Origin of the sequence: Lentzea cavernae (assembly GCF_014653695.1) — a bacterium.
In the GTDB taxonomy this organism is placed as follows: Bacteria; Actinomycetota; Actinomycetes; order Mycobacteriales; family Pseudonocardiaceae; genus Lentzea; species Lentzea cavernae.
This window is the reverse complement of sequence record NZ_BNAR01000030.1, coordinates 45,817-65,444: the sequence shown is the minus strand read 5'-3', so window position 1 is coordinate 65,444 and position 19,628 is coordinate 45,817. Positions and strand designations below refer to the sequence as shown.

Below are 19,628 nucleotides of genomic sequence, written 5' to 3'. Positions count from 1 at the left end.
GTTGTCTCCGTGTTACTATTGCAGCTCAAGCACGGCCCCGGCGCGGGCCGTGTTTTTCCGTTCCGAGCCCCAAGCCCGGGAACTATCTGGTGCACACGCATGCACCAGAGCAAGACGAGGAGTTGGTGACCGTGAGCGACACCCAGGTGACCTGGCTGACCCAGGAGGCCTACGACCGGCTCAAGGCTGAGCTGGACGAACTGATCGCGTACCGCCCGGTCATGGCTGCCGAGATCAACGCTCGCCGCGAAGAGGGCGACCTCCGCGAGAACGGCGGCTACCACGCGGCTCGCGAGGAGCAGGGCAAGCAGGAGGCGCGCATCCGCCAGCTGCACGAGCTGCTCCAGGCCGCGAAGGTCGGCGAGGCTCCCACCACCAAGGGCGTCGCGGCACCCGGCACGGTGCTCACGATCCGCTACGACGGAGACGACGAGACGGAGACCTTCCTGCTCGCGACCCGTGAAGAGGGCGCGCACGGCGAGATGGAGGTCTACTCCCCGCTGTCGCCGCTCGGCAAGGCCCTGAACGGCGCGAAGGACGGCGAGACGGTCTCCTACGAGCTGCCGAACGGCAAGCAGCAGAAGGTCACGCTGATCTCCGCTGTTCCTTACCAGGCGTAGTCACGCCACACGACGTGCGAAGGGGCGGTCACTTCGGTGGCCGCCCCTTCACGCGTTCCAGGAGCGGTCGCACGCGCGGGGGCACGGGTGTCGACAGCGCGATCGACGTCGACAGCCTCCGGACGTGAGGGACGTCGACGATGTGGTCGACGACTCGCTGCAGGTCCGAGTTGGACCTCGCGACCACGCGCACGAACAGGTCGCCCTGCCCAGTCGTCGCGTGCACCTCGCACACCTCGGGGATCGCGGCCAGGCCTTCGCACACCTCCGCGCGTCGTCCCTGTGCGATCTCGACCATCGCGAACGCCGTCAGCCCGTAGCCCATGGCGCCGAGGTCGAGCGCCGGCGGGAACCCGGTGAGCACGCCCCTGTCGGTCAATCGATCCAGTCTGGCCTGCACGGTTCCCCGCGCGACCCCGAGCCGGCGCGAGCATTCGAGGACGCCCAGGCGGGGCTCGTCCGTCAAGAGCAGCAGCAGCCGGGCGTCCAGTTCGTCGACGGGCTGGTCAGAGTGCTCACTCTGCTGATCCAAGGCCATAGATCACTATACAAATTGTCCTGAGAAATCGCTGACTGTTGCTCACCCTGTTAGGTCGAATCATGCTGATGGGCATGACGCAGCAGCTTGACGACGTGAGCTACGACCAGCTCCGCCAGCTCGTGGGGTTGGTCGACTACGACGCGACCAAGGACCCCTTCCCTGTGCGCGCCATGGACGCCGTGGTGTTCGTCGCGGGCAACGCCACGCAGACCGCGTGGCTCTACCAGGTGGCGTTCGGCATGGAGCTCGTGGCCTACGCGGGCCCCGAGACCGGCCAGCGCACCCACAAGTCGTTCGTGCTGAAGTCGGGCTCGGCCCGCTTCGTGATCCACGGCGGCGTCACCCCCGGCTCCGAGCTCCTCGACCACCACCGCCGCCACGGCGACGGCGTCGTGGACCTCGCGCTGGAGGTCGGCGACGTCGACCAGTGCATCAAGCACGCCCGCGAGCAGGGCGCGACCGTCCTCGAAGAGCCGCACGACGTGTCCGACGAACACGGCACCGTGCGCCTGGCCGCGATCGCGACGTACGGCGAAACCCGCCACACGCTCGTCGACCGCTCCAAGTACACCGGCCCCTACCTGCCCGGTTACGTCGCGCGCACCTCCACGGTGAAGCGTCCGGAAGGCGCCCCGAAGCGCCTCTTCCAGGCCGTCGACCACTGCGTCGGCAACGTCGAGCTCGGCAAGATGGACTACTGGGTCGAGTGGTACAACCGCGTCATGGGCTTCGTGAACATGGCGGAGTTCATCGGCGACGACATCGCCACGGACTACTCGGCCCTCATGTCGAAGGTCGTCTCCAACGGCAACCACCGCGTCAAGTTCCCGCTGAACGAGCCGGCGATCGCGAAGAAGAAGTCGCAGATCGACGAGTACCTCGAGTTCTACGAGGGCGCGGGCGTCCAGCACATCGCGCTGGCCACCAACGACATCATCGCCACGGTCACGGCCATGCGCGACGGCGGCGTCGAGTTCCTCGAGACCCCGGACTCCTACTACGACGACCCGGCCCTGCGCGCCCGCATCGGCGAGGTCCGCGTCCCGATCGAAACGCTGAAGGAGCACCGCATCCTCGTCGACCGCGACGAGGACGGCTACCTCCTGCAGATCTTCACGAAGCCGATCGGCGACCGCCCCACCGTCTTCTACGAACTGATCGAGCGCCACGGCTCCCTGGGCTTCGGCAAGGGCAACTTCAAGGCCCTTTTCGAGGCGATCGAGCGCGAACAGGAGCGACGCGGCAACCTCTGACGCCGATACCCCGGTAGGCTGCCTTACGGGGGACTCACATCGGGTGGAGGTGGCATGGCATTCGCGCGACGCGTGGCCGCGGTAGTTCCGCTGGTCGGAGCCGTGACCACGGCTGTGGCACTGACCGGCGCGGCGTTCCTGACCGTGGCGCACGCGGGTTGTGACGAGGCCGGCCGCTTCGTCCGCACCGGCGACACGCTCCAGTTCGTCGGCGGCTGTGTGAACGGCGCCGACCTACCGGCGGCGCCGACGGCCGAGGCCGAGAACGTGGACAGGTTCGGCTCGAAGAAGCCGTGAGAGACACCGAAGGGCCCCTCCCGCGAGACGCGGGAGGGGCCCTTCGCATGCGCGGAGCCCGGCGTGTGGGGTGAACGGCGTCCCGTGGCCAGGCGTGTGGGGTGAACGGCGTCCCGTGGCCAGGCGTGTGGGGTGAACGGCGTCCCGTGGCCAGGCGTGTGGGGTGAACGGCGCGCGGTGGCTGGGGCGTGCGGGGCGCGGGAGCTGGGGGCAGGCCGACGTACGGGGCATGGGGACGGCCCGGCGTGCGAGGCGTGGAGCATGGGCGGCCCGGCATGCGGGGTGCGGCATGCGAGGCGCGGGGCGCGGACGTCGGGCAGGCAGGCCGCCCGGGCTCCGAACGGCAATGCCGAAGGCGAGTCACCCACCAGCCGCGAAGCGAAGCGAGCCGTGCGAGCCAACAGATCGGAACCGCCAGGCAGTGGCGACGCGCAGCGAGCCGTCCGAACTCTAACGACTGGGCAGCGGTGCACCCCGGTCCTGCGATTGGGGCTTGACCTTGAGGGGCGGGGTGCTACCCCTCATCGGGCACGGCCGGGCGCTTTTCAGCCCGGCTTTTCCGGCCGTCTCAGCGCCCCGCCAGAGGCTCAAGGTCAAGCCCCAATCGCCAGCCCGCTCTTCGTCACGACCTGCGCAACCACCAACGCAACGCGACCAACTCCCAGGGAACGCGACCAACCCCGCTGGAACCGCGACAAACCAACGCAACCCGCACCCGCGCGGTCCCCAAAAGACTCAGCCCAAAGCCTCAAGCAGGTCCGCCACCAGGTCGTCCCCGGACTCGATCCCCACCGAAACCCGCACCAGATCCGCAGGCACCTCCAGCAAAGACCCAGAAGTAGAAGCGTGAGTCATCTTCCCGGGGTGCTCGATCAAAGACTCAACCCCGCCCAACGACTCAGCCAGCAGGAACAGCTTCGTCCGAGCACAAACCTCCAGAGCCGCCTCCTCGCCCCCGTCGACGATGAACGACACCATCCCGCCGAACCGGCTCATCTGCTTGGCCGCGACAGCATGCCCGGGGTGCGACTCCAGCCCGGGGTAGATGACCTTCTTCACCCGCGGGTGCCGAACCAGCGCCTCGGCGACCAACTCGGCGTTGTCCGAGTGCTTGTCCATCCGCAACTGCAGCGTCTTGATGCCACGCAACGTCAGGTAGGCGTCGAACGGGCCAGGAACAGCACCAGCACCGTTCTGCAAGAACCCGAAAGCCGCGTCCAGCTCCTCGTCAGAGGTGATCAACGCACCACCGACGACGTCGGAGTGCCCACCGATGTACTTGGTGGTGGAGTGCAGCACGACATCCGCCCCGAGCTCCAGCGGAGTCTGCAGAGCGGGCGAGGCGAAGGTGTTGTCGACGACCAGCCGGGCGCCGGCGCCGTGGGCGACCGAGGCGATGGCGGCGATGTCGCCGATGTTGAGCAGCGGGTTGGTGGGGGTCTCGATCCACACGAGCTTGGTCTCGGGGCGGATGGCGGCGCGGATGGCGTCGACGTCCGAGACGGGGGCGGGCGAGTGGGTGACGCCCCACTGGGAGAAGACCTTGTCGATCAGCCGGAAGGTGCCGCCGTAGGCGTCGTTCGGGATGACGATGTGGTCGCCGGGCTTGAGGAACGTGCGCAGCGCGGCGTCGGTCGCACCCATGCCGGAGGAGAACGCACGGCCGTAGCGGCCGCGTTCGAGGGAGGCGAGGCAGGTCTCCAGTGCGCGGCGCGTCGGGTTGCCGGTCCTGGAGTACTCGAAGCCCTCACGCAGGCCGCCGACGCCGTCCTGGGCGTACGTGGAGGTCGCGTAGATGGGGACGTTCACCGCACCCGTGGTCGGGTCCGGGTCCTGACCGGCGTGAATCGCCCTGGTGGCGAAGCCGTATGGGGTGCTCATGTTCGAAGGGTACTCACCCGTCTGGCGGTCGACGGGTGGAGTCCACGTCGTGAACACCCCGGGAACGGCTCAGCCCCCGGCCACCACGAGGTGACCGGGGGCTGAGCTGAAGGCTCTACCAGCCCTGCTGCTGACCGCCGTAGCCCTGCTGCGGAGGCTGGCCGTAGCCACCCTGCTGAGGCTGCTGCGGGTAACCGCCGGTGTTCGGCTGCTGCGGGTAGCCGCCGGTGCCACCGCCGTACTGCTGCGCGGTCTCCGGGGCGTTGATCACGATGGACTTCATGATCTTGTCGGCCCAGGTCTGCTTCTTCGGCTCCCACAGGGGAGCGAGGAAGCCCGCGTAGCACGGCAGCGCGTCGACGACGTGGCACAGCTGGCGCACGAACGTCGTGCCGCCGCCGAGCGGCTGCATGGTCTCCTCGCCGACCAGCTTGATCTTCGCGACCTTCTTGCCGATCGACTGACCGGTCTGACCCTGCTTGATCACCGTGTTCCAGATGATGAAGGCGAGGTTCGCGACCCAGATCGGGATGGCGAGGAGCGCGAGCCCGGGCGAGTCGGAACCGACTGCGATGCCGATGACCACGTAGTACAGGATCGTCGCCACGACGGTCGGAGCCGCGACGTCGATCAGGTAGCCGATGAAGCGCTGGCCCCACTCGGCGTAGCCGGTGGGCGGAGGCGGGGCCATGCCGTAGGCGGGCTGACCGTAGCCGCCGGGCTGGCCGTACGCCTGCTGCTGCGGCTGACCGTACGGGTTCGACTGCGGCGCGCCGTAAGGCTGCTGCGGCTGGCCGTAGGCGCCGACGGCCGGCTGGCCGTACGGGTTGGACTGCGGTGCGCCGTACGGCTGCTGCTGCGGAGCCCCGTAGGGCTGCTGCTGCGGAGCGCCGTAGGCGGGCGGCTGCTGGGCGGGGAACCCGCCGGAGCCGGGTCCCTGTGCCGGGAAGCCACCCGAGACGGGAGGTGCCTGCCCGGGGCTGACGACCTGGGTGGCGTCCGCGTTCTGCTGCGGTGCGGCAGGAGCCTGTCCCGGCGAGACGACCTGCGTCGCGTCCGGGTTGGGGTTCGCCGAGGACGGCTGCCCACCTCCCGGGACGATCTGCGTGGCGTCCGCGTTGGGCTCCTGCGGCTGACCGCCGAACGGATTTCCTGGCGGCTGCGGAGCGTTCATCCGGTTTCCAACCCCCTTGGCTGGGCCGTGTACGAGTAAGACTGATGATGATCGGGCGTCACGCTATCGGACGCACGGGCTTCCACGCTCAGCGACCAGCCAAGAAGCCCAGAATGTCCTGCCGGGTGACGACGCCGGCGGGCTTGCCGTCCTCCAGGACGAGGGCGGCGTCGGCGTGCGACAGGGCGTTCATGGCGATGCCGACGGGCTCACCGGCGCCGAGCGTGGGAAGCGGCGGGGACATGTGCTTGTCGAGGCGGTCGGAGAGCTGCGCCTTGCCGGTGAACAGGGCGTCGAGCAGGTCGCGCTCGTTGACGGCGCCCGCGACCTCGGCCGCCATGATCGGCGGTTCGGCGTTGACGACGGGCATCTGCGAGACGCCGAACTCGCGCAGGATCGCGACGGCGTCGCCGACGGTCTCGTTGGGGTGCGCGTGCACGAGGTCCGGGAGCATGCCGCCCTTGCGGCGCAGCACGTCGCCGACGGTGGCGCCGGTCGAGTCGGGCGGCAGGAAGCCGTAGGACGCCATCCAGCGGTCGTTGAAGACCTTGGACAGGTAGCCGCGGCCGCCGTCCGGGAGGATCACGACGACGACGGCGTCCTCGGGCAGGTCACGTGCGACGCGCAGCGCGGCGGCCGCGGCCATGCCGCAGGAGCCGCCGACGAGCAGGCCCTCCTCGCGGGCGAGGCGGCGGGTGACGTCGAACGAGTCGGCGTCGGAGACCTCGACGATCTGGTCGGCGATGGTCTTGTCGTAGGCCTCGGGCCAGAAGTCCTCGCCGACGCCCTCGACGAGGTACGGGCGGCCGGTGCCGCCGGAGTAGACGGAGCCTTCCGGGTCGGCGCCGATGACCTGCACGGCGCCGTCCGAGACGTCCTTGAGGTAGCGGCCGGTGCCGGAGATCGTGCCGCCGGTGCCGACGCCCGCGACGAAGTGCGTGATCTTGCCGTCGGTCTGGCGCCAGATCTCGGGGCCGGTCTGGTGGTAGTGGCTCGCCGGGTTCTCCGGGTTCGCGTACTGGTTGGGCTTCCAGGCGCCGGGGATCTCGCGGACGAGCCGGTCCGAGACGTTGTAGTAGGAGTCGGGGTGCTCGGGCGCGACGGCGGTCGGGCACACCACGACCTCGGCGCCGTAGGCCTTGAGGACGTTGCGCTTGTCCTCGCTGACCTTGTCGGGGCAGACGAACACGCACTTGTAGCCCTTGCGCTGCGCGACCAGGGCGAGGCCGACGCCGGTGTTGCCCGAGGTCGGTTCGACGATCGTGCCGCCGGGCTGCAGCTCACCGGACTTCTCGGCCGCCTCGACCATCCGCAGCGCGATGCGGTCCTTCACGCTGCCGCCGGGGTTCAGGTACTCGACCTTGGCCAGCACCGTGGCCTTGATGCCCGTCGTCAGCGAGTTGAGCTTGACCAGCGGCGTGTTGCCGACCAGATCGACGACGTGTTCGACGTACTCCACCGGTATCCACTCCCTGCTCCCACACTCCGAGATAGCGGGACGAAGCGTAGCTCTAGTGGCTGCGGAGGTTGATTCGAACGAGGCAGCCCACGATTCCGGGGAATGGAGGTGGTGCGGGTGATCGGGCTGAGAACTCTGCGCGCGGTGGCGATGACCGCGGCGACCCTCGGAGGGCTGTCGGGCGCGCTGGCCGGACTGCTCACGGAGCAGGGAAGACGTGCTCGGGTGGCCATCGGGGTGCTGGAGCACCTCTGGCCGGCTCCGGACGGCGTGTACCTCGACGACGGGGGCGATCCGGTGCGGCTGGTGGTGCTCGGCGACTCGATGGCGGTGGGCCTCGGTGTGACCCATCCCTCGCAGATGCCGGGCGTGTTGCTGGCCCAGGCACTGGCGGAGGAGGCGGGACGGCCGGTGCGCCTGTCGACCTTCGCCGTGAGCGGTTCGACGACGCGTGACCTGGTGCCGCAGGTCGACGCGGCGCTGCGGGTAGCACCGCAGGTCGCGGTGATCATCATCGGCGCGAACGACGTGACGTCGCGGATGGGCACCGCCGCGTCGGCCCGGTTGCTGGCCGAGCAGGTGGGCAGGCTGCGCGCGGCCGGGTGCGGCGTGGTCGTCGGCACCTGTCCCGACCTCGGGACCGTGCGGCCGATCCCCCAGCCGTTGCGGATGGTCGGGCACCGGTACAGCCTGCGGCTCGCGGCCGCGCAGACCGCTGCCGTGCGCCGGGCCGGTGGGGTGCCGGTGTCGCTGGGGAACCTGCTGGCGCCGGAGTTCATGGCGCGGCACGTGGACATGTTCAGCTCGGACCGCTTCCACCCGAGTGCGGCGGGCTACGAGGCCGCAGCCGGCTTGTTGCTGGCGCCGTTGTGCCAGGTGGCGGGGCTGTGGGCGGGGTGGAACGCACCGGCGGAGCCGATCCGGTCCGCGGCCGCGCTGGCGCTGCGGCCGTCACGGGTGCCGGCGTGGCTGCAGAAGCGGCACGCGTGAGTTTCGGAAATCCTCGTCACTCGCGCTGGCCGGGGTGAGCGGCCGTTAACTAGGCTCGACGGCAACCTTGACTCTCAACGAGGAGTTTCGTGATGCCTGAGGCCGTGATCGTCTCCGCTGCCCGCTCCCCCATCGGCCGCGCGGGCAAGGGTTCGCTGAAGGACGTTCGGCCCGACGACCTGGTGGCGCGCATGATCCGCGCGGCACTGGACAAGGTGCCGCAGCTCGACCCCGCGCAGATCGACGACCTGATGCTCGGCTGTGGCCTTCCCGGCGGCGAGCAGGGCTTCAACATGGCGCGCATCGTGTCCGTGCTGCTGGGTTACGACAACCTGCCCGGCACGACCGTGACGCGGTACTGCGCTTCTTCGCTGCAGACCACGCGCATGGCCCTGCACGCCATCAAGGCGGGCGAGGGCGACGTGTTCATCTCCGCCGGCGTCGAGACCGTGTCGCGGTTCGCCAAGGGCAGCTCCGACTCGTGGCCGGACACGCACAACCCGCTGTTCGGCGAGGCCGAGGCGCGCACCGCCGCCACGAAGGCCGCCGGCGCCGAGGAGTGGGTCGACCCGCGGACGCTCGACGTCGTGCCGGACGTCTACATCCCCATGGGCGAGACCGCCGAGAACTTGGCTCTGCTCAAGGGGATCTCGCGTCAGGAGATGGACGAGTTCGGCGTCCGCTCGCAGAACCTCGCCGAGAAGGCCATCGCCGACGGCTTCTGGGCACGCGAGATCACGCCGGTCGAGCTGCCCGACGGCACCGTGGTGTCCTCCGACGACGGCCCACGCGCCGGCGTCACCTACGAGGCCGTGTCGCAGCTCAAGCCCGTCTTCCGCCCCAACGGCCGCGTCAACGCCGGCAACTGCTGCCCGCTCAACGACGGTGCCGCGGCCCTCGTGGTCATGTCCGACACGAAGGCCCGCGAGCTCGGCATCACGCCGCTGGCCCGCATCGTGTCGACCGGTGTCTCCGGCCTCTCGCCGGAGATCATGGGCCTCGGCCCGGTCGAGGCCTCGAAGCGCGCGCTGGCGCTGGCGGGCCTGTCGGTCTCCGACATCGACCTCGTGGAGATCAACGAGGCGTTCGCAGCCCAGGTGATCCCGTCCTACCAGGACCTCGGGATCGACCTGGACCGCCTGAACGTCAACGGTGGCGCCATCGCCGTCGGCCACCCGTTCGGCATGACCGGTGCGCGCATCACCACGACCCTGATCAACTCGCTGCAGTTCCACGACAAGCAGTTCGGTCTCGAGACCATGTGCGTGGGCGGCGGCCAGGGCATGGCGATGGTCGTCGAGCGCCTCAGCTGACCCTTTCACCACAAGATCTGCAATTTGACGCTTGCAAGTAGCTCCGCTTCACCCGAACGGAGCTACTTGCCTGCCCCCTTTCCGCCGATGAGACAAACATCGCCCATTGGCGTCATCAGGCGAGGGGAAGTCCGTCCCTACCGGTGAGCAAGGAGGGGTCGGACATGCCGTACGTGTGGTGGCAAAGCGAATATGACCTGCAATGCCACGCTTTCTCTCTCGATCAAGCCAATGGGTCTCGCAGCTTTTACCAGGCCGTCTGCGAACATTCGGTTCCCGACGAACGGGTGTCGCGCGCTCAGGCGGGCGCTCTCTGCACGCCCTGCCTGATCAAGGTGGGCACCGAACTGCCGGACGTGCGCTGGCGGGCCTAGATGCCTAGCGCCGCCACATCCCGATCGAGTCCGGTGCGCTCTCCACGAAGCCGTGTCGTGCGTAGAGACGACGGCCGGGCGGATCGGCGAGCAGGCTGACCAACGCGCCCGGTGAGGTCTCGTGGATCCCGGCCAGCAACGCGGTCATGATCGCGTCGCCGATGCCTTTGCGCTGGTGCCGCGGCAGCACCGCCATGTCGATGATGACGAAGTACGTGCCGCCGTCACCGACCACGCGGCCCATTCCGACGGTTTCGCCTGATTCCACGTGAATGACGATTGCGCTGGCCCATCCGCCGCGGATGCCGTTCTCGGCTTCTTCACGAGTGCGTTCGCTCAGTCCTGATTCTTTGCGCAAACGCTGGTAGTCGTCGATCGACGGCCGTTCCAGGACGAGCCGATATGCGGAGTCCATTGCGATTCCCCCTCAGTCGTACTTGTTCGCGCGATGACGGTAGAGGGCGATTCGCGCTTCCTTGGTGTCGAGCTGTTCCAGACCGCTGACGGCCCAGCCCACCAGCGACTCGTCCTCGTGGTCCAGGTGCTCGACCAGGATCGGCAACGCCTCGGGCGCGCGGGCGTGACTGATGAGTTCGAGCAACCAGGCGCGGAGGCCGCGGTCGTCCTGCTCGGCCCTGAACGCCTCGATCAACTCGTCGAGGTGCTCCGCCGCGTGCGGTTTCAGCAGCCAGAAGCCGTCTTCGTTCTTCTGAGGATCGTGGCGGCGCATCAGCCACATGGCCTCGTCGAACCTCTTCGTCATCCCCCGTCTCCCCCCACAACGCCGAAGGGGCGTCCCGCCGCAGCGGAACGCCCCTCCAGCACACCCGATGCGTCAGTCCGAGTTGAAGTACGACAGCAGGCGCAGGATTTCGGTGTACAGCCACACCAGGGTGACCGTGAGACCGAACGCGATCTGCCACGCGAACTTGGCCGGCACGCCGGCGCGGATCGCCTGGTCGGCGGCGTCGAAGTCGATCAGGAAGCTGAACGCCGCGAGGCCGATGCAGACGAGGCTGAAGATGATCGCGAGCGGGCCGCCGTCGCGCAGGCCGAGGCCGCCGTCGGTGAAGAAGCTCATGATCAGGTTGAAGAGCATGAGGACGCCGACACCGATGATCGCGCCGACGATCCACTTGGTGAACTTCGGCGTGACGCGGATCGCGCCCGTCTTGTAGACCACGAGCATGCCGGCGAAGACGCCGATCGTGCCGATGATCGCCTGGCCGATGATCACCACGCCCTGACCGGGGGTGCCGGTCATGCGGTCGACCATGTTGCCGATGATGCCGCTGAACGCGCCGAGGAAGACGCCCTCGACGGCCGCGTAGGCGATGACGAGCGGCGGGCTGGGCATGCGCTTGAACGTGATGATCAGCGCGAGCACCAGGCCGATGATCGCGGCCGGGAACAGCAGGACCCACGCCTGCATGAGGTAGGTCACGACGGCGGTCGCGGCCACCACGGCGAGCGTGATGCCCGTCTTGGTGACGACGTCGTCGATCGTCATGGGCCGCTCGCTGGTCAGCGGCGGCGGGGCCTGCTGGTAGCCGGCCTGGTCTTGCTGGCCGAAGCCTGCGTAGCCTCCGTACCCGCCGCCGGTCGGCAGGTTACGGAAAGCCGGGTTGCTGCTCGAGCGCACCTGGTCCTCCTGGGGCGTTGCTTTACGCCGTCACGGGGTACAACGAGCACGCTCTGTGCCATGTTCCCCATCGGTAAAGGCGACTTTACCCCCGACGACGATCACACGTGCGCAAATACTGCGCTAACTCCGGAGCGTTATGAGACTGCGGCGTGTCGCGGCGTGTCCTTCCCGATCCGCGTAAGCCCCGTCACATTCCATTCACAGTCACACGCTCAGTGACGAGACACTTCCCCCTCGTGGCGGCTTGTCCCCGGTGTGGGGGAACGAGAAGCTCGCACACGGGATCTCACAGGTCAGAGGGGATGACAATTCACCATGGGCTGGAAACGTCTGGCCGCCGCGGCGATGGTTTCGGGGCTCGTGCTCCTGACCGTTCCCGCGACGGCGTCCGCTGTCGGCGTCAAGGGCATCGGGCACAACGCGACAGAGGTCCAGCCCAACGCCACACCGGGTAGCGAGTGGCACGGCTCCTACATCTGGCAGGACAAGCAGGTGTGGTGCGTGCAGTACGCGCTGCCCGCGCCGGACAGCAACGTCGGGTACAAGGAAGGCGACCTGCTGCGCACCAAGGCGGGCAAGGAACTCGCCCCCGACATCGCGGCGAACATCTCCTACCTGCTGCTGCGCTACTCGACGACCAAGTCCCCGGACGAGGCCGCGGCGCTCGCGCACCTGTTGCACAGCTGGACGTCGGCGCCCGACGGCGAGGTCAAGTACGACACGACCGACGCGAAGTACCTCGCCTACAACGCCGAGTTCTACGCCGCGCGCCTGCCGAAGTCCGTCCTGGACACCGTCACGCGCATCAAGGCCGACGCCGAGGCCAACCGCGGGCCGTGGGAGCTCACCGCGACCGCGCCGAAGGAACCGGTGATCGTCGACACCGAGTCCACCTGGACGCTGTCGCTGGTGAAGGCCGACAAGAAGGGCGTGACGAACGCCCCGATCAACTTCACGCTGACCGACGCGAAGCTCGCCGACGGCGCGACCAGCGGTACGGCCACCACGGGTGCGGACGGCAGCCCCGCCGCCGTCAAGCTCATCGCGACCGGCCCCAAGCCGTCGATCGCGGCCGTCGCGGACTCCCCCGCGCTCAAGCCGGTCGTGCACTTCCCGATCCAGACCGAGAACATGCAGCGCATGGTCACGACCGGTGGCGAGCTGAAGCTGAACGCCGCCGCGAACACCACCGCGAAGACCGCTCCCGGCGCCGTGAAGATCACGAAGATCGACTCCGAGACCAAGAAGTCCATCGCGGGTGTCGCGTTGCGCGTCACGGCCAAGGACCAGACGTCGGCGGCGAAGAAGCAGGACGACTCGGACCTCGTCGGCACGGACGGCAAGCCGCTGGTGCTGCAGACCGGTGCCGACGGCACGGTCGAGGTGCCGGACCTGCGCACCCCGCAGGAGATCTGCCTCGTCGAGGTGACCGCCCCCAAGGGGTACGAGGAGTTCTTCGACCCGAAGGCGCCGCCGTCCGCGTGCGGCACCGTCGCGGCAGGACAGACGCTCGCGCTCGAGCTGGTGAACAAGCCGAACAAGCCCGTCGTGCCGAGCACGATCCCCGCCGGTGCGGACGGCCAGACGCCGGTCGCGACGGCGTCGTTCGCCACGGAGCTGCGTCCGGGCCTGATGCTGGGAGCGGGCGGCCTCGTGCTGCTCGGCGCGGCGCTGGCAGGCTTCCTGGTGTGGCGCAGGCAGTGAGTGGCAGGGCTTTTCTGACCGGTGCGCTGGTGGCGGGTGTGGCCGCCGCCAGCGTGCTGGTCGGCACGTCCGAGACCGCGGTCGTCAAGGGACGCGCGGTCGCGGACGAGATCCCGGTCGTCGGACCGGGACCCGTGGCGGACAGCCTGAGCACCGGCCGCGGTCCCGACCTGACCGGTCTGGTCGGTGGTGCGAACACGGCCAACGCCAGGCCCGCCGACCCCTCCCCGCCGCAGCAGCAACCTCAGCAGCAGCCCGCGCCGCCCAAGGCCGGTCCGGGTTCCGTGCGGCTGCCCGCGGGCGGTTCGGCGACGTTGGTGCGCAAGGAGGTCAAGGACGGCGTGCTGCCCGTGCCCGACGGCATCGGCGAGGCGACCTGGTGGGGCACCGACCTCGGTGGCGCCGAGGGCGCGACCGTGCTGGCCGGGCACGTCGACTGGAAGGGCGCGAAGGGCCCGTTCGCGGAGCTGTGGCAGGCGCAGAACGGCCGTGAGGTCATGATCGCCGACAGTGCGGGCAAGGAGTTCAAGTTCCGCATCAAGCAGATCGAGACCGTGCGCAAGGAGGAACTCCCGGCGCGCGCGGTCGAGTTCTTCGGTCCGCGCGGCCCGCACCGGCTGGTCCTCGTCACCTGCGGCGGCACGTGGATCGGCGGTCAGCAGGGGTACGAGGCGAACAGAGTGGTCATCGCCGAACCCGTTCAGTGACCAATCGCGCACCTCACGCAACCCGTTCGGGTAACCAGTCGTCTCCTTTAGTGTGAAACGGTGGGGATGGTTGACCACGGGTGTGGCACTGGGGCTTGTTCTCGCGATGGTGATGACCCTCGGGCCGAACAACGATCAGGTGCCTCAGGCGGACTCCGGTCCCCTGCCCATGGCGCCCAGACTGCCCGCCGCCAAAGACGCGGGGCCGACGCCCACGGTGCCGATGCCCACGCCCGAGCAGGTCGCCAGGCAGCCGTGGATGCACAAGCTCGGGCCGACCGAGAAGCCGCCGCAGTTCGTGCTCTTCTCCTTCGACGGCGCGGTGTCGAAGAAGCACTGGGACAAGGTCCTGCCGATCGCGAAAGCCAAGAACGCGCACGTCACGGGCCTGTTGTCCGGCGTGTACATGCTGGCGGAGCAGGACGGCAACCAGTACCAGCCGCCGGCGGGGCTCAAGCGGGGCCTGTCCGACATCGACTTCGGCGGCACCAAGCAGGACGTCGCGTCCCGGATCGGCTACCTGAACCAGGTGATCGCCGACGGCCACGAGATCGGCACGCACTACAACGGCCACTTCTGCTCCAACGGCACCCAGCCGTCGGTCGACAAGTGGGACACCGCGGCCTGGAACGCGGAACTCGCCCAGTTCAAGCAGATCGTCGACAAGTCGCGCGCCGCCGGGCTGAACCTGCCGGCCGACGCCGTCCGGGGTGGACGGACGCCGTGCCTGGAGGGCAACTGGGACCAGGCCTTCCCGGCGATGGCCGCGAACGGACTCGTCTACGACACCAGCAAGGTCGCGCTCGGCGTGCAGTGGCCGACCGTCCAGAACGGACTGTACGAGTTCCCGATGCCCGAGGTGCGCGTTCCCGCGCTGGGCAAGCAGGTCGTCATGATGGACTTCAACCTCTGGTACTCGCTCAACAAGGCCGTCGAGGAACCGCACCGCGCCGCCGACTTCGCCCAGATCGTCCTCGACACCTACAAGTCGGTGCACCAGGCCGCCCTGAACGGCAACCGCGCGCCGATCGTCGTCGGCAACCACTTCAACGAGTGGAACGGCGACGCGTTCTCGACCGCGATGGAGCAGTTCATGGAGTTCGTGTGCGACAAGCCGGAGACGGTGTGCGCCACCTACACCGAGGTGATCCAGTGGATGCAGCTGCAGGACCCGGCGGTGCTGGACCAGCTCCGCCGGATGCCCGCTGCTCGCAACTGGTAGTGGTTCCTAGCCGTCGGTGGAGATGATCCGGTCGTCGTTCGCACCGGGTGAGCCGTTCGCGTCCTGGTTGGACGTTCCCAGCCACAGCGTGCCGTCCGGTGCCGGAGCCACCGAGCGCACCCGGCCGTAGCTCGTGAACACCGACTGCGCGGTGCCGAGCGCGGTGCCGTTGAACGGGATCTTCCACACGCGCTTGCCGGTGACCGCGCCGACGTACAGGGCGTTCTTGTAGAAGGCGATGCCGGACGGCCCGGCCTGGCTGTTGGGCCACGTCTTGACCGGGTTCGTCATGCCGGAGACGCTGCAGTTGCCCTCGCACGTGGGCCAGCCGTAGTTCTTGCCGGCCTCGATGCGGTTGATCTCGTCGGTCGTGTTGTTGCCGAACTCGGTGGCGTACGCGGTGGTGCCGTTCCAGGTGATGCCCTGGACGTTGCGGTGGCCGATCGAGTAGACGACGCTGCCGGCGCGCGGGTTGCCGGTGGCGGGCTTGCCCGCGGTGTCGAAGCGGAGGACCTTGCCGCCCAACGAGTTCCAGTTCTGGGCGTTCGCGGTGTTCTGGCCGTCGCCCGTGGTGGCCCACAGGAAGCCGTCCGGACCCCATTCGAGGCCGCCGCCGTTGTGGTAGCGGTTCTTGGGGATGCCGGTCACGATCGGCTGCGGCGTGCCGCCGAGCTGCAGCTTGGCGACGCGGTTGTCGCTCGCGGTCGAGTAGTAGATGAAGACCGAGTTGTCGGTCGCGAAGCTCTTGGAGACGGCGAGGCCGAGCAGTCCGCCCTCACCGCCCGTGGTCTGGGCCTGTTCCACCGTGTCCAGTTCGGTCACGGTCGTGCCCGAGATCTTCTTGATCTTGCGGGTGTCCCGCTCGGTGAAGACGCCGCTGCCGTCCGGCAGGAACTCGATGTCCCACGGGATGTCCAGCTTCGTGGCGAGGGTCCGTTCGGCCAGGGCTGAGGGATCGTCCTGGGCCGAGGCGGGCAGCACGCACAGGGAAGCGGCCATGGCAGTGCAGGCTGCCGCCGCTGCGATTCGACGAGCACGCATCTGTGCTCTCCTTCGGGTCCGCTCGGAGTTGGGTGCGGCGGCGGAGTTGCAGGGTGTGTTCACGCAATCACAGATCGAAAGCCCCCGCAACAGTCGTCGGAGGTCCCGGTATTCCCGGTTGTCGGGCAGGCGAAACGGCTGGCGATCCCTCCGATGACTTCAGGTCACCTTCTGTACGGTCTAGACCGCGGCGTCCGGACCACCTACCGTGTGGTTCGCCGCCGCGCCCCCACGGAAAGCGCTTGCACGCCCATCTCGGGCACGCAGGCAGGAGACCGAGGAGTTGCGCATGAACGTTGCCGTCACGACCACCGAGACCAAGCTCCCCGAGGTCAGGCGCGAGTGGGTCAAGCCCGACTTCCGCGACTTCGAGACGCCCATGGAGATCACCGCCTACGCGGCTCGCAGCTGACGTCAGGCGGTGGGCCGGGGTTCCCGCGCGGAGCCCCGGCCCCTCCGCGCGTCCTTCCCGGCCGACCGAGGAGTTCCCATGTCCGCCGTTCCTCCCGCGGAGTTCGTCGCCGAGCTGCGCGCCCTCGCACCCCGGTACTGGGACAGCCACCCGTTCCACCTGCGCATGCACGCCGGGCAGCTGGGCAAGCACGAGCTGCAGGCGTGGGCCGCGAACCGCTGGTACTACCAGCGGTGCATCGCGCAGAAGGACGCCGCGATCCTCTCCAACTGCCCGTCACCGGAGGTCCGCCGCCAGTGGCGCGAGCGGATCGTCTGGCACGACGGCACCCGGCCGGGCGAGGGCGGTGCGGAGAACTGGATCCGTCTCGCCGAAGCCGTCGGGCTGACCAGGGAGGAGGTGCTCGACGAACGCCACGTGCTGCCCGGCACGCGGTTCGCCGTCGACGCCTACGTGAACTTCGCGCGCACCAAGCCGTGGGTCGAGGCCATCGCCTCCGGTCTCACCGAGATGTTCTCGGGTGCGCTGATGCGCAAGCGCCTGGCGGCCCTGCGGGAGCAGTACCCGTGGATCGCCGAGGAGGGGTTCGCCTACTTCACCGACCGGATCGAGGCCGTCGCCGGTGAAGGTCAGGCCACTGTGGACATCGTGGTGACGCATTCCCTGACCCGCGAACAACAACTGGCCGCCGTCGCCGCGCTGTCGTTCAAGTGCGACGTGCTGCGGGCCGTGCTGGACGCCGTCGACTACTACTCGGGCAAGGGCAAGCCGTGACGATCGCGTTGGACGCCGTGCCGCGGATCCGGCGTGGCGTGAAGTGCACCTACGACCAGATCCGGGAGGCGCACGTCGTGCTGTTCCCCGAGGGCGTGCTGGTGCTGAACGAGACGGCGGCTTCCGTTGTGGCGCTGTGCGACGGCGTCCGGTCCATCGGCGACATCGCCGTCGCGCTGGCCGACGAGTACGCCGGTGTCGAGCCCGGGGACGTGACGTCGCTGGTCGCCCGCATGGTCGAACGAAGGGTGGTGGACGTGGATGGCTGACGCTCCTTTCGGTCTGCTGGCCGAACTGACGCACCGGTGCCCGTTGCAGTGCGGTTACTGCTCGAACCCGCTGGAGCTGGTGCGCCGCGACGCCGAGCTGGCGACCGAGGACTGGCGGCGGGTGTTCGACCAGGCCCGGTCGCTGGGGTGCCTGCAGATCCACCTGTCCGGCGGCGAACCGTTGCTGCGCCCCGACCTCCCCGAGCTCGTGGCGCACGCGAACAGCCTCGGCTGCTACGTCAACCTCGTCACGTCCGGTGTCGGTCTTTCGCGCGACCGGTTGCGCTCACTGGCTTCTCTGGGCGTCGACCACGTGCAGTTGTCCCTGCAGGACGCGACACGGGAGGGCAACGACCGGATCGCGGGCATCAAGGCGTTCGACCGCAAGGTGGAGGCGGCGGCGCACGTGCTGGACGAGGGCCTGCCGCTGACGGTGAACACCGTGCTGCACCGGCAGAACCTCGACAACATCGCCGGGATCATCACGATGGCGGAGCGGATGGGCGCCGAACGCCTGGAGCTCGCCAACACCCAGTACTACGGCTGGGCGCTGCGCAACCGCGCGGTGCTCCTGCCGACGCGCGAACAGCTCGCCGTCGCCGATCCGATCGTCGCCGCGGCACAGGAACGCCTGCGCGGGCGGATGGAGATCGTCTACGTCATCGCGGACTACCACGAGGCCCATCCCAAGCCCTGCATGTACGGGTGGGGCGCGCGGCAGCTGACGGTGGCGCCGAACGGCGACGTCCTCCCCTGTCCCGCCGCCACGGTGATCTCGTCGCTGGAGATCGAGAACGTGCGCGACTCGTCGTTGCACGACATCTGGCACCACTCGCCGTCGTTCAACGCCTTCCGCGGGTTCGAGTGGATGAAGGACCCCTGCCGGTCGTGCCCGCGCAAGGAGGTCGACTTCGGCGGGTGCCGCTGCCAGGCGTTCCAGCTGACCGGGGACGCCGCCACCACCGACCCGGTGTGCTCGCTGTCGCCCGACCGGTCCACTGTGGACCTGATCCTGGAGACCGAGATGAAACCGGCCGAGGTGCCCGCGATGGCGATGAGGAAGATGCAGTGAAGGCGGTTCTGCTCGGCACGACCGCGGGTGGCGGTTTCCCGCAGTGGAACTGCGCCTGCTCGTTGTGCGTGCGCGCACGGTCCGGTTCGCTGCCGTCGCGGTCGCAGGACTGCCTGGCGATCAGCGGCGACGGCACCGGCTGGTGGCTGGTCAACGCCTCCCCGGACATCCGCACGCAGATCACCTCGTGCCCGTTCCTCGACCCCGGCCCCGGCGCGCGGGAGACCCCGTTGCGCGGCGCGCTGTTCACCGACGCGGAGCTCGACCACACCCTCGGGCTGCTGACGTTGCGCGGGGGCGCGGGCCTGACGGTGTGGGCGCCCGGACCCGTCCTGCACGCGCTGAAGGACCAGTTCGACCTGCGCTCGGTGATCGACGGCTACGCACCGGTGCAGTGGCGGGAGGCCGGCCGGTTCGACCTCGGTGGCCTGCGGGTGACGGCGATCCCGATCAGCGGCAAGCGCCCGAAGTACGCCCGTGCGTCCACTGTGGACGGAGACTGGGTCGTCGCGTACCGGTTCGAGGACCCGGTCTCCGGCGGTGTGCTGGTCTACGCGCCCTGCCTGGCCTCCTGGCCCGACGGCTTCGACGAGGTGGTGGCCGGGGCCGACTGCCTGGTGCTCGACGGCACCTTCCACGCGGCCTCGGAGATGGGATCGGCGACCGGCAGCTCGTCCGGGCAGGCCGCCATGGGCCACCTGCCGATCACCGCGAGCCTTCCGCGGCTGCGGCGGTTTCCGGGCGTTCGCCGCATGTACACGCACCTCAACAACACCAACCCGGTGCTCGACCCGTCGTCCCCGGAATCACTGGAACTGCGCGAGGCCGGTGTGGAGGTTCCTCTCGACGGCACTGTGATCGAGCTCTAGATAGGCCAGAA

Annotated in this window: 22 protein-coding genes; 14 read left to right on the top strand and 8 right to left on the bottom strand. The window is 68.9% G+C overall.

Annotation, left to right across the window (positions count from 1 at the left end; genetic code table 11):
- The first annotated feature begins 125 nt into the window (after positions 1-125).
- A complete protein-coding gene (gene greA / locus IE307_RS45685) occupies positions 126-620 on the top strand; it encodes a transcription elongation factor GreA (protein WP_045309976.1) in 495 nt (164 codons plus the stop codon).
- A 28-nt stretch (positions 621-648) separates the two neighbouring features.
- Here greA and IE307_RS45680 read toward each other — a convergent pair whose 3' ends face one another.
- Positions 649-1,158, bottom strand: coding sequence for an Lrp/AsnC family transcriptional regulator (locus IE307_RS45680; RefSeq protein WP_191305762.1), 510 nt, complete (start codon positions 1,156-1,158; stop codon positions 649-651).
- Between the two features lie 74 nt (positions 1,159-1,232).
- Between IE307_RS45680 and hppD the strand changes: the two genes are divergently transcribed.
- Positions 1,233-2,414 (top strand): 4-hydroxyphenylpyruvate dioxygenase, encoded by a 1,182-nt coding sequence (gene hppD, locus IE307_RS45675; protein ID WP_191305761.1) that lies wholly within the window; start codon positions 1,233-1,235, stop codon positions 2,412-2,414.
- 54 nt (positions 2,415-2,468) lie between these two features.
- The gene (locus IE307_RS45670) at positions 2,469-2,711 is read left to right on the top strand and encodes a hypothetical protein (protein ID WP_191305760.1); all 243 of its coding nucleotides are present in this window, start codon (positions 2,469-2,471) and stop codon (positions 2,709-2,711) included.
- A 735-nt stretch (positions 2,712-3,446) separates the two neighbouring features.
- On the opposite strand, the gene IE307_RS45665 is transcribed toward IE307_RS45670, so the two are convergent.
- The 3 genes from IE307_RS45665 to IE307_RS45655 form a co-directional block, all read right to left on the bottom strand.
- Positions 3,447-4,592, bottom strand: a complete 1,146-nt coding sequence (locus tag IE307_RS45665; RefSeq protein ID WP_191305759.1) for a cystathionine gamma-synthase — start codon at positions 4,590-4,592, stop codon at positions 3,447-3,449.
- 115 nt (positions 4,593-4,707) lie between these two features.
- Positions 4,708-5,766 (bottom strand): RDD family protein, encoded by a 1,059-nt coding sequence (locus tag IE307_RS47390; RefSeq protein ID WP_191305758.1) that lies wholly within the window; start codon positions 5,764-5,766, stop codon positions 4,708-4,710.
- Between the two features lie 88 nt (positions 5,767-5,854).
- Positions 5,855-7,225, bottom strand: coding sequence for a cystathionine beta-synthase (locus IE307_RS45655; RefSeq protein WP_191305757.1), 1,371 nt, complete (start codon positions 7,223-7,225; stop codon positions 5,855-5,857).
- A gap of 102 nt (positions 7,226-7,327) precedes the next feature.
- Between IE307_RS45655 and IE307_RS45650 the strand changes: the two genes are divergently transcribed.
- From IE307_RS45650 to IE307_RS45640, 3 genes are all read left to right on the top strand, one after another.
- A complete protein-coding gene (locus IE307_RS45650; protein WP_229905679.1) occupies positions 7,328-8,215 on the top strand; it encodes an SGNH/GDSL hydrolase family protein in 888 nt (295 codons plus the stop codon).
- A 92-nt stretch (positions 8,216-8,307) separates the two neighbouring features.
- The gene (locus tag IE307_RS45645; RefSeq protein ID WP_191305755.1) at positions 8,308-9,528 is read left to right on the top strand and encodes an acetyl-CoA C-acetyltransferase; all 1,221 of its coding nucleotides are present in this window, start codon (positions 8,308-8,310) and stop codon (positions 9,526-9,528) included.
- Positions 9,529-9,692: 164 nt separating this feature from the next.
- A complete protein-coding gene (locus IE307_RS45640; RefSeq protein WP_191305754.1) occupies positions 9,693-9,902 on the top strand; it encodes a hypothetical protein in 210 nt (69 codons plus the stop codon).
- Positions 9,903-9,906: 4 nt separating this feature from the next.
- On the opposite strand, the gene IE307_RS45635 is transcribed toward IE307_RS45640, so the two are convergent.
- From IE307_RS45635 to IE307_RS45625, 3 genes are all read right to left on the bottom strand, one after another.
- Positions 9,907-10,317, bottom strand: a complete 411-nt coding sequence (locus tag IE307_RS45635; RefSeq protein ID WP_191305753.1) for a GNAT family N-acetyltransferase — start codon at positions 10,315-10,317, stop codon at positions 9,907-9,909.
- Between the two features lie 12 nt (positions 10,318-10,329).
- On the bottom strand, positions 10,330-10,665 hold the full coding sequence (locus IE307_RS45630) for a HEAT repeat domain-containing protein (protein ID WP_191305752.1): 336 nt from the start codon (positions 10,663-10,665) through the stop codon (positions 10,330-10,332).
- 72 nt (positions 10,666-10,737) lie between these two features.
- Complete coding sequence (locus tag IE307_RS45625; protein WP_191305751.1) at positions 10,738-11,544, bottom strand: Bax inhibitor-1/YccA family protein; 807 nt, start codon at positions 11,542-11,544, stop codon at positions 10,738-10,740.
- 318 nt (positions 11,545-11,862) lie between these two features.
- Between IE307_RS45625 and IE307_RS45620 the strand changes: the two genes are divergently transcribed.
- The 3 genes from IE307_RS45620 (at position 11,863) to IE307_RS45610 (ending at position 15,180) form a co-directional block, all read left to right on the top strand.
- Positions 11,863-13,251, top strand: a complete 1,389-nt coding sequence (locus IE307_RS45620; RefSeq protein ID WP_191305750.1) for an MSCRAMM family protein — start codon at positions 11,863-11,865, stop codon at positions 13,249-13,251.
- The gene (locus tag IE307_RS45615) at positions 13,236-13,958 is read left to right on the top strand and encodes a class F sortase (protein ID WP_229905678.1); all 723 of its coding nucleotides are present in this window, start codon (positions 13,236-13,238) and stop codon (positions 13,956-13,958) included. Before IE307_RS45620 ends, IE307_RS45615 begins: the two co-directional genes overlap by 16 nt.
- 70 nt (positions 13,959-14,028) lie before the next feature.
- Complete coding sequence (locus IE307_RS45610; protein ID WP_229905677.1) at positions 14,029-15,180, top strand: polysaccharide deacetylase family protein; 1,152 nt, start codon at positions 14,029-14,031, stop codon at positions 15,178-15,180.
- A 6-nt stretch (positions 15,181-15,186) separates the two neighbouring features.
- On the opposite strand, the gene IE307_RS45605 is transcribed toward IE307_RS45610, so the two are convergent.
- Positions 15,187-16,179: a PQQ-dependent sugar dehydrogenase gene (locus tag IE307_RS45605; RefSeq protein ID WP_229905676.1), complete on the bottom strand. Its 993-nt coding sequence runs from the start codon at positions 16,177-16,179 to the stop codon at positions 15,187-15,189.
- A gap of 331 nt (positions 16,180-16,510) precedes the next feature.
- On the opposite strand from IE307_RS45605, the gene pqqA reads away from it, so the two are divergent.
- The 5 genes from pqqA (at position 16,511) to pqqB (ending at position 19,617) form a co-directional block, all read left to right on the top strand.
- Positions 16,511-16,633 (top strand): pyrroloquinoline quinone precursor peptide PqqA, encoded by a 123-nt coding sequence (gene pqqA / locus IE307_RS45600; protein ID WP_191305747.1) that lies wholly within the window; start codon positions 16,511-16,513, stop codon positions 16,631-16,633.
- Between the two features lie 78 nt (positions 16,634-16,711).
- Positions 16,712-17,407 (top strand): pyrroloquinoline-quinone synthase PqqC, encoded by a 696-nt coding sequence (gene pqqC / locus IE307_RS45595; protein WP_191305746.1) that lies wholly within the window; start codon positions 16,712-16,714, stop codon positions 17,405-17,407.
- Positions 17,404-17,676, top strand: a complete 273-nt coding sequence (gene pqqD, locus IE307_RS45590; RefSeq protein ID WP_229905675.1) for a pyrroloquinoline quinone biosynthesis peptide chaperone PqqD — start codon at positions 17,404-17,406, stop codon at positions 17,674-17,676. The genes pqqC and pqqD overlap by 4 nt, the downstream gene beginning before the upstream one ends.
- Positions 17,669-18,748 carry a pyrroloquinoline quinone biosynthesis protein PqqE gene (gene pqqE / locus IE307_RS45585; protein ID WP_191305745.1) on the top strand — a complete coding sequence of 360 codons (1,080 nt, stop codon included), beginning with the start codon at positions 17,669-17,671 and terminating at the stop codon, positions 18,746-18,748. The genes pqqD and pqqE overlap by 8 nt, the downstream gene beginning before the upstream one ends.
- Complete coding sequence (gene pqqB, locus IE307_RS45580) at positions 18,745-19,617, top strand: pyrroloquinoline quinone biosynthesis protein PqqB (RefSeq protein WP_191305744.1); 873 nt, start codon at positions 18,745-18,747, stop codon at positions 19,615-19,617. The genes pqqE and pqqB overlap by 4 nt, the downstream gene beginning before the upstream one ends.
- Positions 19,618-19,628: the final 11 nt, after the last annotated feature.